Origin of the sequence: Streptomyces sp. SID14436 (genome assembly GCF_010548465.1) — a bacterium.
Taxonomy (GTDB): Bacteria; Actinomycetota; Actinomycetes; order Streptomycetales; family Streptomycetaceae; genus Streptomyces.
On sequence record NZ_JAAGMD010000289.1, the window covers coordinates 1 to 18,746 of the forward strand.

General features: G+C 73.0%; 16 protein-coding genes and 2 pseudogenes. 11 read left to right on the top strand and 7 right to left on the bottom strand.

The window, feature by feature from the left end; all coding sequences use genetic code 11:
- The 6 genes from G3I53_RS10330 to G3I53_RS10355 all read left to right on the top strand — a co-directional run.
- The coding region (locus G3I53_RS10330; RefSeq protein ID WP_164438260.1) for a 4'-phosphopantetheinyl transferase superfamily protein at positions 1–406 on the top strand (406 nt) is incomplete at its 5' end.
- Between the two features lie 12 nt (positions 407–418).
- Positions 419–988 carry a YdeI/OmpD-associated family protein gene (locus G3I53_RS10335; RefSeq protein WP_164333065.1) on the top strand — a complete coding sequence of 190 codons (570 nt, stop codon included), beginning with the start codon at positions 419–421 and terminating at the stop codon, positions 986–988.
- An 85-nt stretch (positions 989–1,073) separates the two neighbouring features.
- On the top strand, positions 1,074–1,784 hold the full coding sequence (locus tag G3I53_RS10340; protein ID WP_164333064.1) for a Crp/Fnr family transcriptional regulator: 711 nt from the start codon (positions 1,074–1,076) through the stop codon (positions 1,782–1,784).
- A 75-nt stretch (positions 1,785–1,859) separates the two neighbouring features.
- Entirely contained in the window at positions 1,860–4,031 is a 2,172-nt protein-coding gene (locus G3I53_RS10345; RefSeq protein WP_164438261.1) for a TerD family protein, read from the top strand.
- 304 nt (positions 4,032–4,335) lie between these two features.
- Positions 4,336–4,788, top strand: coding sequence for a DoxX family protein (locus G3I53_RS10350; RefSeq protein ID WP_164335483.1), 453 nt, complete (start codon positions 4,336–4,338; stop codon positions 4,786–4,788).
- A 238-nt stretch (positions 4,789–5,026) separates the two neighbouring features.
- A complete protein-coding gene (locus G3I53_RS10355) occupies positions 5,027–5,509 on the top strand; it encodes a GNAT family N-acetyltransferase (protein ID WP_164335485.1) in 483 nt (160 codons plus the stop codon).
- An 88-nt stretch (positions 5,510–5,597) separates the two neighbouring features.
- On the opposite strand, the gene G3I53_RS10360 is transcribed toward G3I53_RS10355, so the two are convergent.
- The 4 genes from G3I53_RS10360 to G3I53_RS10375 form a co-directional block, all read right to left on the bottom strand.
- Positions 5,598–6,017, bottom strand: coding sequence for a VOC family protein (locus G3I53_RS10360; protein ID WP_164335487.1), 420 nt, complete (start codon positions 6,015–6,017; stop codon positions 5,598–5,600).
- Between the two features lie 179 nt (positions 6,018–6,196).
- Positions 6,197–7,639 (bottom strand): FAD-dependent monooxygenase, encoded by a 1,443-nt coding sequence (locus G3I53_RS10365; protein WP_164438262.1) that lies wholly within the window; start codon positions 7,637–7,639, stop codon positions 6,197–6,199.
- Between the two features lie 245 nt (positions 7,640–7,884).
- The gene (locus G3I53_RS10370; protein WP_164334006.1) at positions 7,885–9,069 is read right to left on the bottom strand and encodes a GDSL-type esterase/lipase family protein; all 1,185 of its coding nucleotides are present in this window, start codon (positions 9,067–9,069) and stop codon (positions 7,885–7,887) included.
- A gap of 58 nt (positions 9,070–9,127) precedes the next feature.
- Positions 9,128–9,700 (bottom strand): TetR/AcrR family transcriptional regulator, encoded by a 573-nt coding sequence (locus G3I53_RS10375; RefSeq protein WP_164334007.1) that lies wholly within the window; start codon positions 9,698–9,700, stop codon positions 9,128–9,130.
- Positions 9,701–10,313: 613 nt separating this feature from the next.
- On the opposite strand from G3I53_RS10375, the gene G3I53_RS10380 reads away from it, so the two are divergent.
- Positions 10,314–12,053, top strand: a complete 1,740-nt coding sequence (locus G3I53_RS10380) for a sodium:solute symporter family protein (protein ID WP_164334011.1) — start codon at positions 10,314–10,316, stop codon at positions 12,051–12,053.
- 17 nt (positions 12,054–12,070) lie between these two features.
- Entirely contained in the window at positions 12,071–12,202 is a 132-nt protein-coding gene (locus tag G3I53_RS33765; RefSeq protein ID WP_318653154.1) for a putative transporter small subunit, read from the top strand.
- A 71-nt stretch (positions 12,203–12,273) separates the two neighbouring features.
- Here the strand turns inward: G3I53_RS33765 and G3I53_RS10385 are convergent.
- Together G3I53_RS10385 and G3I53_RS10390 are read right to left on the bottom strand one after the other, a co-directional pair.
- A pseudogene (locus tag G3I53_RS10385) lies at positions 12,274–13,478 on the bottom strand (cysteine desulfurase-like protein).
- A 29-nt stretch (positions 13,479–13,507) separates the two neighbouring features.
- A complete protein-coding gene (locus G3I53_RS10390) occupies positions 13,508–14,485 on the bottom strand; it encodes a nitrilase-related carbon-nitrogen hydrolase (RefSeq protein WP_164334008.1) in 978 nt (325 codons plus the stop codon).
- Between the two features lie 49 nt (positions 14,486–14,534).
- On the opposite strand from G3I53_RS10390, the gene G3I53_RS10395 reads away from it, so the two are divergent.
- Positions 14,535–15,461 (top strand): LysR family transcriptional regulator, encoded by a 927-nt coding sequence (locus G3I53_RS10395; RefSeq protein ID WP_164334009.1) that lies wholly within the window; start codon positions 14,535–14,537, stop codon positions 15,459–15,461.
- Between the two features lie 294 nt (positions 15,462–15,755).
- Positions 15,756–16,265 (top strand): annotated as a pseudogene (locus tag G3I53_RS10400) (ATP-binding cassette domain-containing protein); the annotation flags it as partial.
- A gap of 119 nt (positions 16,266–16,384) precedes the next feature.
- Here G3I53_RS10400 and G3I53_RS10405 read toward each other — a convergent pair.
- Positions 16,385–16,825, bottom strand: a complete 441-nt coding sequence (locus G3I53_RS10405) for an OsmC family protein (RefSeq protein WP_164337258.1) — start codon at positions 16,823–16,825, stop codon at positions 16,385–16,387.
- Between the two features lie 745 nt (positions 16,826–17,570).
- Between G3I53_RS10405 and G3I53_RS10410 the strand changes: the two genes are divergently transcribed.
- On the top strand, positions 17,571–18,746 hold a 1,176-nt coding region (locus G3I53_RS10410; protein WP_164438263.1), incomplete at its 3' end, for a sensor histidine kinase.

The window sequence follows — 18,746 nt, forward strand, 5'->3', positions numbered from 1 at the left end:
CGTCGAGCGCCCCGGCCGGGCGCTGCCGCTGCGCCGGCTGGCCCGGACGGTGCTGTCGCCGCGCGAGCGGCGGGAGCTGGCCGCGGCCCCCGCGGGGCGCCGCCAGGAACTGTTCCTGCGCTACTGGACGGTGAAGGAGGCGTACCTGAAGGCGATCGGGAGCGGGCTGCGATTCCCCATGACGGCCTGCGAGTTCGACGTGGGGACCGGCCGGCCACGGCTGCGTTCGCTCGGCGCGGGGCACGAGCACGCCCGGTACACGTTCCGGCAGTGGGCGGCGCCCGACGGCGCCTTCCTCGCGGTCGCGGTCCAGGGCGGCACCGTGCACGGGCCGGAGCGGGACGTCCCCGTCCGGGTGCGGACACCCCGGCCCCGCGAAGAGAGTCCGCAGCCCACCGCCTTCTGATTGGATCCATGCATGAGCGAACCAACCATCCCCTTCGAGGATCAGGCCCAGTGGGAGCAGTGGCTGGAGGAGAACCACGAAAGCGCGGCCGGAGTGTGGGTGAAGATCGCCAAGAAGGCCAGTGGCATTCCGAGCGTCACCTACTCCGAGGCCCTCGACGTCGCGGTCTGCTTCGGCTGGATCGACAGTCAGCGCGACAAGGTCGACGACCTGTACTGGCAGCAGCGGTTCACGCCGCGGACCAAGAAGAGCCCCTGGTCCCAGGTGAACCGGGAACGGGTCGAACGACTGGCCGCGGAAGGCCGCATCCGGCCGGCCGGCCAGCGGGAGATCGACGCCGCCAAGGCCGACGGACGGTGGGAGGCGGCCTACGCCTCGCAGAGCAAGATGACCGTCCCGGACGACCTGCAGGACGCCCTGCTGGAAGTGCCCGAGGCGGCGGAGTTCTTCGCCACCCTGAACAGCAAGAACCGGTACGCGATCCTGTATCGCGTGCAGAGCGCCAAAAAACCCGAGACACGCGCCAAGAGGATTGAAAAGTTCGTCACCATGATGGCGAACCATGAATTGATCTATCCGTGACGACCCGCGGTCGGGGCCCGGCACGTCCGGGCTCCCGGCCACACCTGCCGTCACACACCGGCATGAACAACGGGGAGGGGTTTCGGTGCAGCACGTTCGAATCGGCAAGTCTGCCCTTTATTCGCACCTGCTTCAGGTCGTGGAGAACCGCAAGATCTCGTTGACCCCCATCAATCTGGAGCGCGGGTACAACCTGTACACGTGCGGCGAAAGCATCGACGACCTCTTCCTGATCGTGCAGGGCGGCATCAAACTCACCACCAGCGCCCACAGCGGCAAGGAATGTATTCTCGACATATGTCGCCGCGGCGACATCTTAGGAGCGCTTTCCCTGGTGCCGTCCGTGCACGAGGAATCGGCCACGGCCATGCTGGACAGCCGGGTGCTGCGCATCAACCGCCGGGAATTCATCCGCATCCTGCGCAGCGACCCCGATCTCTTCCAGAGCTGGAGCCATCATCTGGCCCAGCGGATACGGCAGCGGGAAAGCACCATCAAGCACCTCGTCACCATGAAATGCGAATACCGTCTGGCCGCGATCCTGCTCCACCTCTCCGACCGGTTCGCCGGTCAGAAGTCGCAGTGGCAGCACATCGACGCCCGCATCACCCACGACGAACTCGCCGCGATGGTCGGCACGACCCGCTCCCGCATCGGCTTCTTCCTGAAGAACTTCAACGTCCGCGGGCTCGTGAAACGCCTGCCGGACGGCACCCTGCTCGTCAACTCCGGCACCATCTCGGCCTTCATCGCCACCGACCCGAACGAGACGGAGCCGGTGCTCCAGCACGCGTGAGCCGCGACGGTGGGGAGCCTCCGCGCCCGGGAAAACCGGGTGCGGCCACCGACCCGGCCTTGGAACGATGCGGGAATGTCCCACCGATTCGAGTCCCTGGTCGTCCGGCACACCCACCGCGTTCCCGCTCCGTCCGGCCCCGCGGGAGACGGTTCCGTCGTGGCGCGGCAGTTCGACGCCGCGTTGCTGTCCGTGGGGTTCAAGCTCTCGTCGCGCGCGTTCGCGTGCCTGGCCGGACTGTCCGAGGGGACGGTCGTGGACGTCGCCGTACGGATCCTGCGCACGGTCCGGGAGATGGCCGGCGACCACGTACGGCACAACGCGTACTTCATCGACTTTCCGGCCAACGTTCCGGACACCGCCGACTTCTGGCGGGAGTGCGTCGCCGATGCGCTCGCCGACGACCGGACGCGGGCGAGCACCCTGGCCCAGCTCGACACCGGCGTGGTGGACCTGCGCACCCTCCCGTCGTACGGCAGGTACCGGCACACGTACGCGGACCTGCTGGCCCGCCACGACGAGCTGATCGCCGCGGCGGGCGACCGGGTGACCGTGCTGCACCTCGGCGAGCCCCTGGAGGACGAAGTCACCTCCCTGTACCTGGCGTTGGCGGGCAGCACCACACCTCTGGGGGAGGAGGTCCTGGACGACCTGCGGGACCTCGCCGGCCACTGCGTGGACGGGCCGCAGCCCGAGTCGGTCCCGGTGCGGGAGAACCGGGCGGTGATCAACCAGGTGCGGCTGGCGGCCGGGGCGGTCCTGCTGCTGGACACGGTCACCGACGTGCTGCGGCTGGCCTGCGCGGTGTCGGGCGGCGACGTGAGCCTGCAGCAGCCGACGCGGCTGCGGACGCTGCCGCGTCCGGTGCGCCGGGCCCTGCTGGCGGGTCTCGACACGCTCGTCGCCGCCGACCCCGCCAAGGCGGCCGACGTGCACGCGCACCGGGAGATGTTCAAGCGGCTCGGTGAGCGGCTGCACCCGCACGAGTACCCGCAGTGGCCGCACGCGGCCGGCGTGTTCGCCGTCGCCCGCGGCGAACGGACGGCACGCTCCCTGGACAGCCGCGTCGAGGAACTGCTCGGCCGGGGCGACGTCACCGGTGCGGCCGCGGTGCTGCGGTCCGCGCCCGGCCGGCTGCTGCGCGCGCTGGACCGGCTGCTGCGCTCCGCGTCCTCCCCCGAGGAGAGCGACGCGGTGCTGGCCGCCGTCGAGGAGGCCCTGCCCCAGGTCTCCGGCCGGGTCCTGCTGTCCGTGCGCGAGCACCTGCACAACCGGCCCCGGGAGACCGGCGGGCAGCGCCTGTTCGTCAACCGTCTCGGCCGGGGTCATGTCACCGGCGACACCCGCCGGCCGGTGCCCGGCCCCGCCCGTGAGCGGCTGATCGCCGTGCTCGACGCGGAGCTGCGCCGGCGGGTGGGCGTCGCCGACCACCTGCTGATCGACCCGGACGTCCTCGACGTGGCGCTGCCGCTGTCCGGCCGGGCGAGCACCGGCGGGCTCGGGGTGCTGCCGCGCGGCTCGGTGTCGGCGGTCGAGGGGGAGCTGCTGCGCTTCTTCGTGTACTGGAAGGAGACCGCGGTCTCCACCGACTTCGACCTGTCGGCGCTCCTGCTCGACGCGGACTACGAGACGGTCTCCTGGCTGTCGTACACCGACCTGCGCGGCGTCGGGGGCCGCCACTCCGGTGACATCATCAGCGCGCCCGAAGGGGCGTCGGAGTTCATCGACCTGCGACTGGACACGGTGCGCGCCACGTGCATCGTGCCGCAGGTCAACATCTACGACGGGGAGGACTTCGATGAGGTCGAGGAGTCGTTCTTCGGGTTCATGCTGCGCGAGGGCCGGCAGAAGGGCCGCCCGTTCGAGCCGCGGACGGTGCGGATGAAGTCCGAACTGCGCGGCCCCGGCCGGGTCGCCCTGCCGCTGGCGTTCCTGCGCGGGGCGGACGGCCGCTGGCGCGCGAAGTGGCTGCACCTGTACCTGCCGGGGACCCCGTCGCAGAACCGGGTGGAGGGCAACCGGCTGACGGTCGCGGCGCTGCTGCGCGCGATCGTCGAGCGGGAGCAGCTCACCGTCGGCCACCTCACGGAGCTGATGACCGGTGACGCGACGACCGTCGACGTGTGGGACGGCAAGAAGGTCCCGGCGGGCCCGGTCACCTTCGTCGGTCTGGAACGGCCGGACGGCCTCCACCCGGACTCCCGCGTGGTGACCCCCGGAAATCTGCGCGACCTGATACCCGCCTGAGTGTTAACGTGACCGTGGCGAGGCCATGAGGGGGCTTCCTTCTCAATTCCACTTTGATCCAGTCCCTTCGCTCTCCTCGCCGTTCTTCTCCGGCCGGTGGCCGTCCCGCACATCCCGGGACGGCCACCGGTCTTTTGCGCGGGCCCTGCCGCGCGCCGCCCGTGGTGCTGGGTCCGGGAATCCGCCGGCCTGCTGAACGCGCGGGGCCGCGCGTGCGTAGGGAGGAAGGGGACGACCCGCCCCGCCGGGGTCCCGCCTGCCCGAAGTGCCCGGAAGACCGCGAACACGCACGAGGAGAAGCCCGATGAACACCGCCCGCATCAGCGACTGGCTGACGGCCCGTCAACCCCTCGTCCTGGGTCTGTTCCGCATCGTGCTGGGTGTGCTGTTCGCCAGCGAGGGCGCGGCCACGCTCTTCGGCGTGCTCGACCGCAAGGCCAGCCCGGTGGGCGAGTGGCCGTTCTGGTACGCCGGGGTGATCGAGCTGGTGTGCGGTGCCCTGATCCTCCTCGGGGTCGGCACGCGTGCCGCGGCCTTCCTCAGCTCCGGGATCATGGCCTTCGCCTACTTCACCGAGCACCAGCAGGACGGCTTGTTCCCGCTCCAGAACGGCGGCCTCGCCCCCGCGCTGTTCTGCTGGGGCTTCCTGCTGCTGGTGTTCTCCGGCCCCGGCTCCCTGGCCCTCGCGGGCGGCCGGAACCAGTCCGGTTCCCGCCCGGCCGACCATCCCCTCCCCCACCAGCCGGCCGGCCGCTGACCGCCGCCGAGCCGACCGCGCCCCGCGCCCGTACGGCATCTGCGCCGTGCCCGGCCGCGGTCAGCCCCGGGCTCCCCGCGGGGCCGGGGCGTATCCTGGCGTCATGGAGTGTCACGCCGCTGAGCGCACGCGTCACTGAGGGCCCTGCTCGCCGCCGTTCCCCGGCCGTGAGCGGGCCGGCAGACGTCCCTGTTTCTCTGCCCGGGCCCCGAGCCCTCAGCCCGAGAGGCGCACCTCCATGCTCATCCGCGCATTCCGGCAGCACGACCTCGTGCCGCTGACCGAACTCACCATCGACACCTTCCGTCCGTTCTACGAGGACTCCTTCCGCCCCCTGGTGGGCGAGGCCGTCTTCGCCAACCAGCACGGCGACTGGCGCGAGGACTACCGCCGCCAGCTCGCCGGCCTCCACGCACCCGAGCGGCACGCCCATGTCGCCGTCGCCGACGCCGGCGACGGCCTCGCGGGCTACGTGGCGTGGAGCGTCGTCCCGGAGCGCAGGAACGGCAGCATCACGCTGCTCGCCGTGTCCCCGCTCCACCGCCGCGCCCACGTCGGCACCGCCCTGTGCGAGCACGCCTTCGCGGCCCTGCGCGCCGCCGGGGCCGAGGTGGTGGAGATCGGCACGGGAGGCGACCCGTTCCACGCTCCCGCGAGGGCGCTGTACGAGGCCCTCGGGTGCACACCGCTGCCGGTCACCGTCTACTACCGGGAGCTGTAGCCGCGGCGGGCCCCGGGCGGACGCCGCCGGGCGTCCGTCCGGGCCCGGTGCGGGACCGCCGCGGGAAGGCGGCGGGCGCCCGGCCCGCTCACCCGGCCGCGGTGAGCCTGCTGCGCAGTTCCTCCTCGGAGACGTCCTCGACGTGGGTGAGGAGGACCCACAGGTGGCCGTGGGGATCCTTGACGATGGCGGTGCGGTCCCCGTGGAACATGTCCGTGGGCGGCTGGAGGAGTTCCGCGCCCGCGGCCACCGCGCGTTCCGCCAGCCCGTCGACGTCGGGCACGAAGATGTGCAGCGTGACGGAGGTACGGCCGCCGAGCGCGGCGGGGGCCGCCCAGGTGCTCGCGCCCGCCTCGTCGGCTCCGGCGTCGCCGAGCATCAGGACCGACGGGCCGATGGAGATCTCGGCGTGCAGGATCCCGCCGTTCGGCGCCTCCAGCCGGAAGTCCTCGCGGGCGCCGAAGGCCCGCCGGTAGAAGGCGATCGCCGCGTCGGCGTCGTCCACCATGATGTGCGGGACCACCGCATGGCGGTAGCGGTCGGGGATGTCGGCCGGGGTCGGGGTCGGATTCCGGGTCGGGGTCCGGGTCGTGCTGTCGGTCACCACGTGCCTCCTCGCTGCGGGAGCCGGACGGACGGGATGTCCGCGGCCCTGTGAGGAACGTAGAAACTCGACCGCGGTCGAGGTCAAGCGGCGCCGGGCTCCCGCAGGTGCCGGCCGCCGGGTTCGCGCAGGGCGTCCAGCAGCGCGCGTTCGGCGGGGGTGAACTGCGGGCCGTCCAGGGGCGGTCGGAGCGGGCCGGCGAGGGCGGTCACGAGGACGGCGGGCCGGAGCAGGGACGCCGGGGCCGCCTGGAGGGCGAGGACGTCGGTGAGGGCGGTCGCCGCGTGGAAGGAGCCGGTGGCCGTGCGGGAGAGACGGCCGACGTAGCGGTGCAGGAGCCGGTCGGCGACGGTGGGGCGTTTCCCCGTGGTCGTGGGGAAGTGGATGTCCTGCCCGACGGACAGCGCCCAGGCCGTGTCCGCGCAGCGGGCGACGGCCCGTTGGGCGCGGCGCGCCAGCCCGGGGCCGGGGCCGGCCGTCCGCAGCAGGTCGCGCAGGGCCACGGCCTCCTGGGCGGCGACCGACATGCCGTGCCCGTACAGGGGGTTGACGGCCGCCACGGCGTCCCCGAGGACGACCAGCCCGTCCGGCCACGCGGGGAGCCGTTCGTAGTAGCGGCGCCGGTTCGCGGTCCCGTGGGTGACACTGACGCCGGTGAGGGGTTCGGCGTGCTCGATGAGGTCCGCGATGAGGGGGTGGCGCAGTCCGCGGGCGAAGGGCAGGAACGCGTCGGGGTCCGCGGTGGGCCGCCCGCCGGGGGCGCCCATCAGGCTGACCTGCCACGCCCCGCCCTCGATCGGCGCGATCGCGCCGGCGGCGCCGGGCCGTGACAGGCCCGGGTCGGCCTGGATGCCGACCACCGGCCAGTTCCGCGTGGGGACGGGCGCCCGGTAGAGCCGGCTGGCGTAGGCGAGGCCGGAGTCGATGCGGTCCTCGCGCAGACCGGTGATGCCGAGGCGGGCCAGCCACTCGGGGGTGCGGGAGGCGCGGCCGGTGGCGTCGACGACCAGGTCGGCGGCGAGTTCGGCCGTCACGCCGTCGGCGGTGCGGACCAGCACGCCGGTGACCTTGCGGGCGTCACCGAGCAGCCCGACGGCCCGGGTGCGGGGGCGGACCCCGACCCGCGGGTCCTGGCGGACCCGGCGCCGCACCACACTGTCGGTCAGGTCACGGCCCGCGGTGATCAGGTGATGGGTCGCGCGCTGCCAGCGCCGGTACCAGCCCTCCGGGGCGTACAGGACCATCCCGGTCGTCTCGGGCACCCGGTGGGCGCCCTCGGCGACGAGTGCGTCGGCCCAGCCGGGCAGCAGCGACTCGATCGCCTCGACCCCGCCCGTCTGCAGCAGGTGGACGTGGGCGGCCTGGGGGACGCCGGTGCGCGGCTCGGGGCCGTCGGGCAGGTCGTGCGCCTCGACGATCTCGACGTGGTCGACGTGGTCCTTGACGGCGGCCGCGGCGAGCATGCCCGCGATACTGCCGCCGAGGACCACGGCCCGCGTGGGGCCGGGCGGCCTGGCCTGACTCATGGGTGCCTGCCTTCCACCGTGGGCGCGGTGCGCCGGAACGACGGCCCGTCGTCGAGGAGTCCGTGCGGGAGGACCATGACGGCTGCTCCGGAGTCCCGCGCACAGCCCACCGGCCTCGGTGATCACGATGAATCACCACCGGCCGCCTGTCGACCCGTTGCGTCTGTTTTCGGGCACCCGCCGCCACGGCCCGGTCCGCGCCGAGCGGTTCGCCGATCGGCTCGACCACCTCGGCGCCGGTCCCGTCACCGGCCTCCGGGTCCGAACGCCCCCTTGTCCCCGAACGCCAGGCGGGCGAAGCGCTCCCCCACCAGCCGGTGGGTCGCGGGGGCGGGGTGCAGCGCGTCGGGCAGGGGCTCCTCGGCGTGGTCGGTCTCGCCGTACAGGCCGAGGCCGTCGAGGTGGTGGAGGTGCGGGTCCTCGTCGGCGCGCTGGGCGACGATGCGGGCCAGTTCCTCGCGGATGACCCTCAGCGTCAGCTTCCCCGCCGCGGTCTCCTCGGGGTCGCCGGTGGCCCGGAACCGCAGCCGGCCCTCGCTCAGCGCACCGAGGTCGGGGGCGCAGGGACCCGGGGTGGTCTCGTGGATGGCGCAGAAGATGGGTGAGACGACCAGCAGGGGCGTCGTCGGGTGGCCCTCGCGGAGGGTGTCGAGGAAGCCGTGGACGGCCGGACCGAAGGCGCGCAGCCGCATGAGGTCCGCGTTGACGAGGTTGATGCCGATCTTGACGCTGATCAGGTCGGCGGGCGTGTCGCGCATCGCGCGGGCCATGAACGGGTCGAGCAGGGCGCTGCCGCCGAACCCCAGGTTGACCAGGTCCACGCCGGCCAGGGCGGCGGCCACGGCGGGCCAGGTGCCGGTGGGAGTCGTGGCGTTGGACCCGTGGCTGATCGAACTGCCGTGATGCATCCAGACCTTGCGCCCGGCCGCGGGCGCGGGCCGTGCCGGAGCGTCGGTGCGCAGTTCGACGAGGAGGGTGGTCTCGTCGTGCGGCAGCCAGATCTCGATGTCCTTCTCACCGCCGCCCAGGCCGTCGAAGCGGACGGTCCGCACCGGCCCTCGGCTGGTCCGGCCCGCTCCGGTGGTCATGTCCAGGGTGAGCGTGTCTCCGTCGGGGACGGTGGCGGAGCCGGCGAGGCGGCCGTCGACCAGCAGCTCGTACACCCCGTCGGGCCGTGGGGGTGCTCCGGGATAGACGCGCTTGGTGGCGACGACGTCCAGTTCGAGGGCGGTCGCCGCGGTGCGGAGGGCCAGCCGGACGCCGGAGGGCTGCGACTCCGCCATGGCCAGCCGGTCGTCGGGGATCCGCCGTCGCGCGGCCGGGGGCAGGCGGTGGGGCAGGACGCCCCGCTCGGTGCGCTCCAGGTCGAGGGCGCCGCATATCAGGTCGGACGTCAGGGGGACGGTGGTCCAGTCGTGCCGCGGGGTCATGTCGTGCGTGCCTCTTCGGTGTGGGGGCCGGGTGGTCCGGTGGTGCCGGTGCGGCCGGTCAGGGGGTGGTGCTCCAGGTGCGGAGCAGGAGGTCGAGCGCGTCGAGGATCTCGGTCCAGCTCTCCTGGGCGTCGGGGGCGCTGTGGCTGAAGCCGCCCGCCGCCTCCAGGCCGACGAAGCCGCTGAAGACGCTGCCGAGCAGCCGCACGGCGTGGGTCTGGCGCGGTTCGTCGAGCGCGTAGCCGCGCAGGAGGGCCCGGGCCATGGCGGCGTGCCGCACACCGGCGCTGCCGGCCGCCTCCTCCGGGTCGAGCGGGAAGGCGGTGGCGGCGAACCGGCCGGGGTGCTCCTGGGCGTAGTCGCGGTAGGCGTCGGCGAACGCGATCAGGGCGTCCCGGCCGGCCCGGCCCGCCACCGCGGCGGAGACCCGGTCGGCCAGTTCCTCCAGCGCCAGGAGCGCGATCCGGGCCTTCAGGTCGCGCGCGTTCCGCACGTGCGAGTAGAGGCTCGCGGTCTTGACGCCGAACCGCCGGGCGAGCTCCGAGGGCGTGGTCCGCTCGAAGCCGATCTCGTCGGCCATCTCGGCCCCGGCCCTGACCAGGCGCTCCGTCGTCAGCCCCACCCGGGTCACGCTGCCTCCCTATCTCCTTCAGGTGATCTCCTAAGCTCATTGTGCATCCGCCTAACACCTTTAGGCAAACGGCGACCGGACGGCGACACCCGAGAGCCGGGACACGGCGCCGCCTCACCCGCCCCCAGGACTCACCGAACCGAGGTCGAATCGTGCCGTTTTTTGCGGTATGGGGCTCTTAGGAGCAATGAACGCTATGAGGCACATGCCGCCACCCACTTGATCTCTTTGGCGTAACAAAGCGCGCTACATTGCATTCGCAATGAGCAAATTGCGCGCATTCACGCCCGTCGCGAAGTGCCACTTTTCGGCCAAATCGGCCCCGTAAATATGTCAGTAACTTGCACAATTCAGACGTCGCTGCAGCGCACAGCCTCGTGGCGCCCCGAACGACGAGATGCCCCATTGGCTCGAAAGAGCTGTTACGGTGCCGACGGTTTGCGGGCTCAAAGCCCGCCACTTCTTGTGAACGTCCCCTGTACAGCGCTGAGCTGCCGGGTCGGAACCTCCCGCCGCACGCGGCGGGACGGTCCCGCTGCCTGCCGTGGACCCACGCGGGCGTGCGGTCGACGCCGGGCTCCACGAGTCGAAGGAGGTGGCGTGTGTGGGCGAAATGGAAACAGCCCAGTTCCACGCCCTGGTCGTCGTCGGTCTGCTGGTCCTCTTCTACGGGGGGACCTTCCTCATCTCGACCCGTATCGGTAAGAAGGAGGAGAACGCCGACGGCTACATGACGGCCGGGAACAACCTCGGCTTCGGTGTCTCCGCCGCCAGCATGACGGCGACCTGGATCTGGGCCTCCTCCATGTACGCGTCCGCGACCTCCGGTTACACCTACGGCATCTCCGGCCCGATCCACTACGGGCTGTGGGGCGCCCTGATGATCCTGTTCATCTACCCCTTCGGCCGGCGCATCCGGGCCGTCGCACCCAAGGCGCACACCCTCGCCGAGGTGCTCTACGTCCGGCACGGCCGGTCCAGTCAGCTGATGCTCGCCGGGTCGAACATCGTCGGCAGCCTCATCAGCCTGATGTCGAACTTCATCGCCGGTGGCGTGCTCATCTCGCTGCTGTCGCCGTTCAACTTCACCCAGGGCGTCTTCGCCGTCGCGGCGGGCGTGCTGCTCTACACCCTGTGGTCCGGCTTCCGGGCCTCGGTCCTCACCGACTTCGTGCAGGTCGTCGCGATGCTCGGCGCCGTCGCCGTCATCGTCCCGTTCATCTTCTTCGCGGCCGACTTCCCCGCCGCGTTCGAGACCGGCGCGAGCAACCTGACCGCCGAGCAGGGCAACTTCTTCTCCAGCGAGGCGTTCATGCAGCAGGGCGCCCCGTACATCGCCGCGGTGCTCGCCTACGCGATCGGCAACCAGACCATCGCGCAGCGCCTGTTCGCCGTGAAGGAGAGCCTGATCAAGCCGACCTTCATCACGGCGACCGTCGGCTACGGCGCCATGGTCATCGGCGTCGGCATGATCGGTGTGCTCGCCCTCTACCTCGGCTTCGAACCGTCCGGCGGCGACCCGAACAACATCATCCCGGGCATGGCCGCCGAGTACCTGCCGCCCGTGCTGCTGGCCGTGTTCTTCATCATGATCGTCGGCGCCCTGTCGTCGACCGCGGACTCCGACCTCGCGGCCCTCTCCTCGATCATGATGGCCGACGTCTACGGGCAGAACGTGGCCGGCAAGGAGAAGGCCGACCCGAAGACGATGCTGCTGGTCGGCCGCATCACCATGGTCCTGGCCACCGCGACCGCCGTCGCCTTCGCCAGCCTGCAGCTGAACATCCTCGACCTGCTGGTGTTCGTCGGTGCACTGTGGGGCGCGCTCGTCTTCCCCGTGCTCGCCAGCTTCTACTGGGGCAAGGTCACCGGACGGGCGTTCACCACCTCGGTGCTCGCCGCGCTCGCGGTGTTCCTGCCGGTCCGCTTCGGCTGGGTCCCCCTGGACAACGCGCTCGGCATCGTCGTGGACGTCCTCGCGGTCGTCGGCATCGGCGTCGTCCTGGGCCTGATGGTGTTCGGCTTCTTCGGCGCCCGTCCGGCCCGCGTCGTGGGCGTCACGGCGATCGTGGTGTCGGCCCCGTTCGCCATCGGCGAGCTGCACGAGTACGCCACGCTCAGCGGTTCGCTGGTGGCCTACTCGGTGTCCACCATCGTCTGCTGGTCCATGTCGTTCCGTCAGCAGAAGGACTTCGACTTCGCCGTCATCGCGCAGCGCACCGGCGACTTCGACGACTCCCCTGCCGAAACCGCAGCGGCGGCCGCCCCCGCCGACGGCGACGAGGTGTCCGTCGGGCGTAGCGCGCAGGACCCCGACGCCGATCCCGAACCCGCCGGCACCGGCAGCAAGTGACCCCGAGAGGAGGCACCGTGACCACCGCAGTTCTCACCGCGTACATCCTGATGTGGCCCCTACTGGTGGCGATCGTCCTGTTCGTGATCAGCCGCGGGTTCTTCCGTGAGTGGGCCGAGGCCCGCCGCAACGGGGAGGACCTCGTCTGAGGCCGTCCCCCACCCGTCCGTCGCCCCCGTTCCCGGCAGCTGTCCGCACCGCCGGGAACGGAGCGCGGTCGTCAGGACCGCAGGAAGTCCGCCAGGCCCTCGATGAGCCGGTCGACGTCGTCGGCGGTGTTGTAGGGGGCCAGACCGGCGCGGAGGCCGCCGGTGTCGCCCAGTCCGAGGCGGCGCGAGGCCCCCAGGGCGTAGAAGGAACCGGCCGGGGCGTGCACCCCGCGGTCGGCCAGGAACCGGTGGGCGTCCGCCGCGCTGCGGCCGTCGAAGGTCAGCAGGAGGGTGGGGGTGCGCTCGGCGGCCCGGGAGTGCACCGTGATCCCGTCCAGGGTGGCCAGCCCCTTCTCCATACGGGTGCGCAGCGTCTCCTCGTGCTGCTCCAGCGCGCGGTAGCCCGCCGCCAGCCGGTCGCGTCGCGTGCCCGTCGCCCCGGTGTCGAAGCCGGCGATGAAGTCGACGGCGGCGCGGGTGCCGGCCAGGAACTCGTAGGGCAGCGTGCCCAGTTCGAAACGCTCGGGGACGGCGTCGCTGGACGGCAGGAGCTTGTCGGGGCGCAGGGTCTCCAGCAGCGCCGGCCGGGCGGCGAGCACGCCGTGGTGGGGGCCGAGGAACTTGTACGGCGAGCAGGTGAAGAAGTCCGCGCCCAGCTGCTCCACGTCCACCAGGCAGTGGGCGGTGTAGTGCACACCGTCGACGTAGAGGAGGGCGCCCGCCTCGTGGACCGCGCGGGCGATCTCGGCGATGCGCGGGCGGGTGCCGATCAGGTTGGACGCCGCCGTCACGGCGACCAGCCGGGTGCGGTCGCTCAGCACGGCGCGGATGTGGCCGGGCGTCAGCTCCCCGGTCGCGGGTCGAAGTCGGCGCGGCGCACGGTGACGCCCGCGCGCTCGGCCGCCTGCGTCCAGGGACGGATGTTGGAGTCGTGGTCGAGGCTGGTCACCACCACCTCGTCGCCCGGCGACCAGGTCCGGGCGAGGGTGCGGGAGAAGTCGTACGCGAGCTGGGTGGCGCTGCGCCCGAAGACGATGCCGGCGGGATCCGCGCCCAGCAGGTCGGCCATCGCCCGGCGGGCGTCGGTGACGATGTTCTCGGCGTTGCGCTCCCCCACGGCCCACCGGCCCCGGTTCGACAGCGGCGCGGAGAGGGCGTCCGCGACGGCCCGGATGACCGGGCCCGGCGTCTGGGTGCCGCCGGGCCCGTCGAAGTGGGCGGTGCCCGCCGCCAGGGCGGGGAACCGGGCGCGAAGTGCGTCGATGTCGTACGGCACGGAAAACTCCCGTTCGTTGGCGATGGGGCTCACCGGGGGCCGGTCACGGTGGCGGTGGGGGACTCGTCGACGTGCAGGGTGAAGACGTCCGGGCGGGCGTAGTGGCCGACCGGGTCGAAGTCGAAGCGGGCGCGCACGAGGTCGTCGAGGTCGAGCTCGGCGGTCAGGATGCCCTCGCCGTCGCGCAGCGGCCCGGCCAGCACCTCGCCGAGCGGGGAGACGATGACGGAACCGCCGCCGATCAGGACCGTGCCGGGCTCGTCGCCCTGGACGGGGCGCACGTCGTCCGGCAGGCCGTCGCGCCGCAGGTACTGGCAGGCGCTGAGGACGAAGCAGCGGCCCTCCAGCGCGACGTGCCGCATGGTGGCCTGCCAGGCGTCCCGGTCGTCCACGGTCGGCGCGCACCACAGGTCGACGCCCTTGGCGTACATGGCGGTGCGGAACAGCGGCATGTAGTTCTCCCAGCAGATGGCCGTGCCGAGGCGGCCCGTGCCGGTGTCGGCGACCGGGAGGGTGGAGCCGTCGCCCTGGCCCCACAGGTAGCGCTCGGCCGCGGTGGGCATCAGCTTGCGGTGCAGCCCCAGGTAGCCGTCCGGGCCGAAGAGCAGGGCGACGCAGTAGAGGGTGCCGCCGCTGCGTTCGACGGCACCGATCACGGCGTGGCAGCCGAGTTCGCGCGTGACGGCGGCGAGCGCGTCGACCTCCGGGCCGGGGACCTCGACGGCCGCGGCGTGGTAGCGGCGGAACAGGTCCCGTCCGGCGGGGCTGCGGCTGCCGACCGTGATGCCGAAGTCCAGTCCCTTCGGGTAGCCGCCGAGGAACGCCTCGGGCAGCACGACCACGTCGGCGCCCCGGCCGGTGACGGCCTCCCGGAGGAGTTCCTCGGCCCTGGCCAGGGCGGCCGGGGTGTCGAACAGCGGTGCGGCCGCCTGGACGACGGCGGCGGTCACCGTCCGGCGGGGCGCGGTGGTGTCGGGACGGCGGGACTCGACCTCGGCGGCTGTCATGTGCCGACCGTAGGAACCACGGCACTCATCCGGCAAACTCATCCTTGCGATGATCGACATCTACGAGACCGAATTCCGCAAGGCGGACCTGAACCTGCTGGTGGTCTTCTCGGCACTGCTGCGCGAGCGCAGTGTCACCCGGGCCGCCGCCGCCCTCCATCTGAGCCAGGGTGCCACCAGTGCCGCCCTCGGCCGCCTGCGCACGCTGTTCGGCGACGAGCTGTTCACCCGCACCCGGGGCGGTGTCGAGCCGACTCCGCGCGCGCTGGAACTGGCCCGCCGGGTCGAGCCCGCGCTGAGCCTCATCCACGGCGCGGTGACCGACCGGGACCGCTTCGACCCCGCGACCGCCCGCCGCACCTTCACCCTGGGCATGTCCGACGACCTGGAGGCGGCCCTCCTGCCGCGGCTGCTGACCGCCACCGCGGCGCTGCCCGGCGTCCGGATCGCCGTGCGGCAGACCACCCGGAACACGGTCGGCGGCATGATCGACCGGGGCGAGATCGACCTCGGGGTGGCCGCCGCGCCCGCGCACGGCGCCGATCACCGCAGCCGCGACCTGTTCGAGTCCGGCTACACGTGCCTGTTCGCGCCCCGCCTCCTGCCGCTGCGCACACCCCTCGGCCTTGACGACTACCTGTCCCACCCGCACCTGCTGATCTCCTACGACGGCCGGCGCGGCATCGTCGACGACCTGCTGGAGGCCCGGGGGCTCACCCGCCGGGTGATCGCGTCGACCACGCACTTCGCCGGCGCGGCCCTCCAGTTGCCGACGCTGGCCGCGCTGGCCACGCTGCCGACGCACGCGGCCACCGTGTACGCCCGGGCGCTCGGGCTGGCCGCCTCTCCCCCGCCGCTGCCGATGCCGACGTACACGGTGAGCGCGATCTGGCACGGCACCCTCACCGACGATCCCGGCCTGCGCTGGCTGCGCGGCCTCGTGGAGGAGGCGGCCCGCGAGCACCGGCGGTCGTGACCGTACCCGCGCGTGCGCCCGGCAGGTCCCGGCCAGCGGATCGCGCCCGCCGAGGACGCCCGACGGCGCCCGGCCCGAAAACGAGGTGAAGCCGTGTGCCGGGTTGACTGGCATCGCCGGCATGGCACGAGGAATCTGGTCGCAGAAGGTCCGATCCGCCCGCTGACGGCGGCGCCTTCTCCCCTTGTCGACTGCGCGCTCGCCGTTCCGGTCCCGCCGGGCGGCTGTTCCGTGCTGCCCGGCTCCCTGCGAGCTGCGGAGCACTCCTTGAATCCCACCCCCACTCCCCGAGCCGTGTCCCTCCCCGTCGAGGCGGGCGGCAGCGCCCACGTCCGGGCCGAACGCGTCACCGGCACCCGCGCCTCCCGGCGGGTCCTCAGCGACGCGTCCGTGACCGTCTCCGCCCGGTCGCGGATCGCGGTCGTCGGCGAGAACGGCCGCGGCAAGACGACCCTGCCGCACGTCCTCGCCGGCCTGCTCACGCCCGACGCGGGCACCGTGCAGCGGTCGGGCACCATCGGTCCGGCCCGCCAGGAGCCGGCCGGGCGCGGCGGTGGGACCGTCGGCACGCTGACGTCCGCGGCGCTGGCCGCCTCGAACACCGCCCTGGAGGCGCTGGACGCGGCGACGGCCGCCCTCGCCGACGGCGACCCGGCCGCCGACGACCGCTACGCCACGGCGCTGGAGGCCACCACCCGGCTCGACGCCTGGGACGCCGAACGCCGTGTCGACGTCGCCCTGGAGGCACTCGGCGCCTGCACCGACCGCGCCCGCCCGCTGACCACACTGTCGGTCGGACAGCGCCACCGGGTCCGGCCGGCCTGCCTGCACCCCGGGGCGGCGCTCCCGAACACATCGGCCGCCCCGGCAACCGCCCGACGCTCAGGGGGCCCGAAGCCCCGCCCGCCCCGACCGGCCCCCTGTCAGGCGCCGTTGACCGTCGTGGTCACCGGTGTCCCGGTCTCGACGGTGCGGCTGACCGTGCACAGGCGCTCGTGGGAGGTCCTGACCGCGCGCGGCAGGACGGTGCGGGCGCGCTCCGCGCCCTCGCCGTCGGGGAAGGTGACGGTGAAGGCGACCGTGAGGCCGGTCATGCGGTTGCCGAGGTGGTCGCTGATCTTGTCACCGGACACGGTGACCATGAACGTGTCCGGTTCGCTGTGCCGGCCGGTGGCGGCGTCGACGTCCGCCGCGGTGCAGCCGCCGATCGCGGCGAGCAGGAGCTCGACGGGGGTGAAGGCGGTGTCCGGGCCGTCGCCGGAGGAGGTGCTGAAGTCGACGGTCCCGCCCCGGGGGTTGGTCGCGGTGAAACCGCCGGCCGCGGTGCGGCGGACGACGACGGACCGCTCGGTGTTCTCGCTCATGCCGCAGACGGTAACCGCCCGGCTCCCCGCCGGCGGGGCCCCCGTCGCCGCGCGCCGGACGTGCGCCCCTGGGCGCACCGGCGCACAACTCGACCGTCCAGAACGATCGTTGAGCCATGCGGTGTCGAACAGACGTAGAGCAGGAACCCTTTTCGGCCAGGCGGCGCGCCGCTGCGACCCCGACTTCTCGGAGCAAATGCCCGGTGTTTCCCCTCCGCCGTCACCAAGCCGGTACAAGACGTGAGCGCGAGGGGTATGGTCCGTACCCGAAGGCCACCGGAGGGCCCGGCAGAGGCTGGGTCCCCTGCTCGTGCACGCCCTCGTTCCGTTCCTGGGAGATCCATGTCGCGCCCCCTAGCCGCAGTCCGCACCGCCGTGTCCCCGGCGCCCGGGGACCGGGTCCGGGGGTCCTTCGGGACGGTGCTGCGCGAGAGCGCCGAGGGGCGCCGCCGTGCGCCCTCGGCACGGGCCGCGATACACGGGCCAGATCTGGCTTGTTAGGGCCCCTGACCGTGATCGGGCGACGTCACGGACGAGCCCCGGGCGGTGGCCGCCACGGCAGCCCCGGACCCGCACACCCGTCCAGTGACGCACTCCCGTGGGCCGCCCAGCGCACGCCCGCCGCACCCCCGCCCGCCAGGCGGCGGCCGGTCCCCGCGTGCCCCGGTCACCCGCTCGGAGCCGGGCCGTCCCGCTCCGTCCTTCCCCCCCGCACACCGACGGCTTGCTGATCCGTGAGGACCTGATGACTGAACTGTTATGGACCGCCACCGCGTTGCTGACGGTGACCGGCGTCGGGGGCGTCTGGCACTTCCGGCGCCGGCGCGAACAGGACCGGCGCCGGGCCGAATCGCTTCAGCGGCACGCCGATCTGCTCACCCAGCAACTCCTCGCCACCGAGCAGTGCCTGGACCGGATCACGACCGCGGTGCTCCCCGCGGCCCTCGCACCGGGCCAGGACGGTCCGGGACGCGACACCCAGCTGATCGTCCCGGCGGCCCTCCACGGGACGCCGCTCGCCGAACGGCTGCGGGCCCTCCCCGGCACGGTGGCCTCGGCCGTCGAGGAGGTACGGGCCCAGGAGCGGGCGGCGTCCGCCCGGGACGCCGAACTCGTCAAGCAGGACATGGAGCACCAGATCGCCCGGGTGCGCGAGGAGTCCGTCGGGGTGGCGCGGGCCGCGGTCCGCGGCTTCGCCAACAACGTGGTGGCCCGTGCGGCCCGCCTCGGCCGGACGGTCAGCCAGGGCGTGCGGCGTCACATCTCCGACGAGGCGTACGCGACGCTGGTGGAGATCGACCACCTCGCCCAGCAGATGCTGCTCACGGCCTCCGGGTACGCGGTGCTCGCCGGCGACAAGCTGTCCCGTCGCTGGCCCGCCACCTCGCTCACCGACATCGTCCGGTCCGCGATGGGCCGGATCGAGGGCTACGAGCGGGTCAAGCACCCCGAGATGGGGTCCGTCGTCGTCCAGGGCCGCGCCGTGGAGGCGGTCGTGCACGCCCTCGCCGTGCTGCTGGACAACGCGCTGCGCTACTCCCCGCCCGCCGCCAAGGTGCACGTCTCGCTCGAACAGGGGCACCACGCCTGCTTCCTGGTCGTCGACGACGCGGGGCTGCGCATGGACGACGAGCGCCTGATGTGGGCCAGCGACGTGATGTCGGGCGAGCAGCGCGACGACATCACGCGTCTGGGTGCCCACCCCCAGACGGGTCTGCGGGTGGCGTCGCTGCTGGCCGAGGAGTACGGCTTCCGCGTCGAGTTGACCGCGCCGAACATCTACCAGGGGACCCGGGCCATGCTGGTCCTGCCGAAGAACCTGCTCACCACGCCGGAATCCGACGCCCCGGCCGCCGCCGCGCCGTCGGTGCCCGCGCCCGCGGCGGAGCCGCGGCCCGAACCGGCACCCGCCCCGGGGCCC